Here is a 2,939-nt window from a genome sequence, read left to right as displayed (position 1 = left end):
ACAGTTTACTATACGTGTCTACACATTGTACTGTCTTTTTCGCTTCTCTTACCTTCGTCATACTCCCTCCAAGCTTTCCAGCCTTTTATCTCCATTCTAATTCACCCATTTTGATGAAAGAGGGATATTATAAGAAATCGGGCTAACTAATACTCCACACTGCCCCTAATAATGCCAGTCTACAAACCAGATGACAGTCTATAAGTTGTTGACTTGCAAGGATTTTTTAATGAATCTTAACTTGAATTCTGGTTAGTTGCTGTGCCTTATCCTGTTGTCGAGATTACAAACTGGATTCACCCACAGAAAAAATCAAGAAACCCTCCGTTTCCAGAGGGTTTTACCCAAAAATATGAAGTTAACTTTTAGCTAATTAAACTCAATCAAAGCATTAGCTTTTTTCAAGGAAATCAACCAAGGGCGGCAGAAAAAGCAATTCCTTCCCTGACAAAATTGGGGTTTCCTATCACAGAAGAAGTTTCCCCAGGAGCAGTAAAGAGATAAGTACCGGGAACACCTACACTCTGAAAACGAGTGAAATCAGCGGTGCCGTTGCCTGTGCCTGGTCCATAGGCATAAAAAGCAAGGCCTTCTTCTACAAAATTGCTCAGGTTGGGGTTACTGCGAATAGCTGCCGCTTCTCCTTCATTGGCAAACAGGTAGGTGCCAGGCAGACTAGTATTTTGAAAACGGAAGAATGCCTGTTGTAATGGATCTGTTTTTTGTAGAGCCACCCGAAAAGCAATGCCTTCCTCTACGAACTGACTTAAGCCAGGGTTACTCCGAATAGATGAAGCTTCACCTGCACTGACAAATAAATAGGTGCCAGGCTGATTGGTATTCTGAAAACGGAAGAAAGGAGAGGTTAAAGTATCGGCAGGACTTGGATTCGGATTGGGAATAGGACTTGGATTCGGATTGGGAATAGGACTTGGGTTCGGATTAGGGATAGGGTTTGGATTCGGATTGGGGCTAGAGCTAGTAGAAACACTAAAAATATTCAACGTCCCAGCAGTAGTGGGCATACCTAATGTCGTAGATCGGGATTGAAAAGATACAAATCGTCCATCCGAACTTATTATGGGGTTACTAGCAGGAGCATCAGCTTGTTCTCCATTTGTTCCTAAACTCACACGTTTGATGGAGTTGTCAATGCCGTCCCAGACAAATATGTCAGTTACACCATTAGTGTCATTTGCAACAAGGCTTGAATCATCAGATGCAAAGGCAACAAAGCGTCCATCCGCACTAATGCTGGGAGTACGGCTAGCGCCTTGGGTTTGTATGCCCCCTGGGCGCAAATTAATTCGCTTATTCGTGCCATTGTTGACGTTGTATACAAAAATGTCCCGCTGACCGTTGGTATCACCAGCAACTAAATTACTTGCGTCTGATTCATAGGCGATAAAGTTACCATTGGCAGAAATTGAGGCATTAAAACTACCACCATTCGCCCCCACCAAGGGAGCAATATTTTGATTGAAAGATACTAATGTTAAAGTCTCACCTGCATTAGATGCACTAAATAGGAAAATGTCTGAGAATCCATTGTTCCCAAATGCCGGACCAGGCATTAATTCATTTTCAGGAACAAGAGACTGAAAAGCAACAGTACCCACTTCGCTAACCGTGCCATTGGTACTAGAGCCGGGGCTGAAAGGATTACCACCAGAGTTACTTATTTGGCTAACCCATGTATTAGAATTGTTGACAGTATCAAATAAAATTATATCAAAATCACGATCGGCATCATCTCCTGAACCCGTTGGGATTGTGGCTGTAGTTTCATAGACTATAAACCGGCCGTTGCGGCTAATTTTAGGATTCCTGCTACTACCATTGATGTTATTGTTAGTGTTGAATGGGGTAACAAGACTGAAAGTTGGGGGATTACCAAATAAATTCGTTGCTAGGTAAATATCGATGGATCCCGTACTAGGATTACTGTATTGGAAAACCACTCTGGTTCCATCCCCACTAATCGATGGATTTTCATTTCCGTTAATGCTTATTGAGCCGACGGGTCCCCTCAGAGTTAAATTTATGTATGTCTTAGTAGAAATGTTGTAAATGTAGACATCGTTTAGGTTATTATCATCAATACTTCCTATCAAATTTGATGCCAAGGTATCAAAGACAATAAGATTGCCACTATCGTCAAACACCCCTCCCAAGGAAGATAATTTACTATTATCATTAGCGGCGGTGTTGTTACTTCCGAACGTAATTAAGTTAGTTACCATGAAATAAGATCCTGATTTAGAGTCATTAACATAAGCAGAAGTTTAATTTGGAGGAAGTTCTAATTTAAACTAAAGACCACAAAAACCTAAGCAGATAAGTTGACTTTCAATTAACAAGTTATATTACCTACGGCCGACATAGAACCTCAAATAAATGGACTAATCAGCGAGTTAGAGAATTTATAATATTGTAAGCTTATTATCGAAAACTGGACTAACTAATACTCCACACTGCCCCTAATAATGCCAGTCTATCCCTCTTTCATCAGACTGAGGGAATTAGAATGGAGGTAAAAGGCTGAAAAGCCCGGAGGGAGTATGACAAGGACAAGAGAGGCGAAAAAGACAGTACAGTGTGTAGACACATATAGTGAACTGTATAAAGATATATTTCCAAAAGTGAGAGCTTATGAGGGGAGCATCCCACTTTTGCAAAAATCCTACTGGGCAAACTGTAAAGCAATTCTCAAAGCCTTATTCTGAAAGGCATCCAAGGATGAGTATTTATACTTAAAATCATCGAACTGGAAAAAATGGGATGCACCCCTTATGAGTCATTTAAATATAAACCTCTTTCATCAAAATGGGTGAATTAGAATGGAGATAAAAGGCTGGAAAGCTTGGAGGGAGTATGACGAAGGTAAGAGAAGCGAAAAAGACAGTACAATGTGTAGACACGTATAGTAAACTGTATAA

1 protein-coding gene is annotated in these 2,939 nt (G+C 40.6%); it reads right to left on the bottom strand.

What is annotated here, in order from left to right:
• Positions 1–410: 410 nt before the first annotated feature.
• Positions 411–2,243: a TolB-like translocation protein gene (locus tag IQ217_RS18625; protein WP_194021404.1), complete on the bottom strand. Its 1,833-nt coding sequence runs from the start codon at positions 2,241–2,243 to the stop codon at positions 411–413.
• Positions 2,244–2,939 lie beyond the last annotated feature (696 nt).

Source organism: Synechocystis salina LEGE 00031, assembly GCF_015207985.1.
Taxonomy (GTDB): domain Bacteria; phylum Cyanobacteriota; class Cyanobacteriia; order Cyanobacteriales; family Microcystaceae; genus Synechocystis; species Synechocystis salina.
Note: the sequence above shows the minus strand (reverse complement) of the source record. Positions and strands in the feature narration are given on the sequence as shown.

What these genes read in the sequence shown, in the direction of transcription:
- IQ217_RS18625 (WP_194021404.1), bottom strand. Translation starts at nt 2,243, where the DNA reads ATGGTAACTAACTTAATTACGTTCGGAAGTAACAACACCGCCGCTAAT.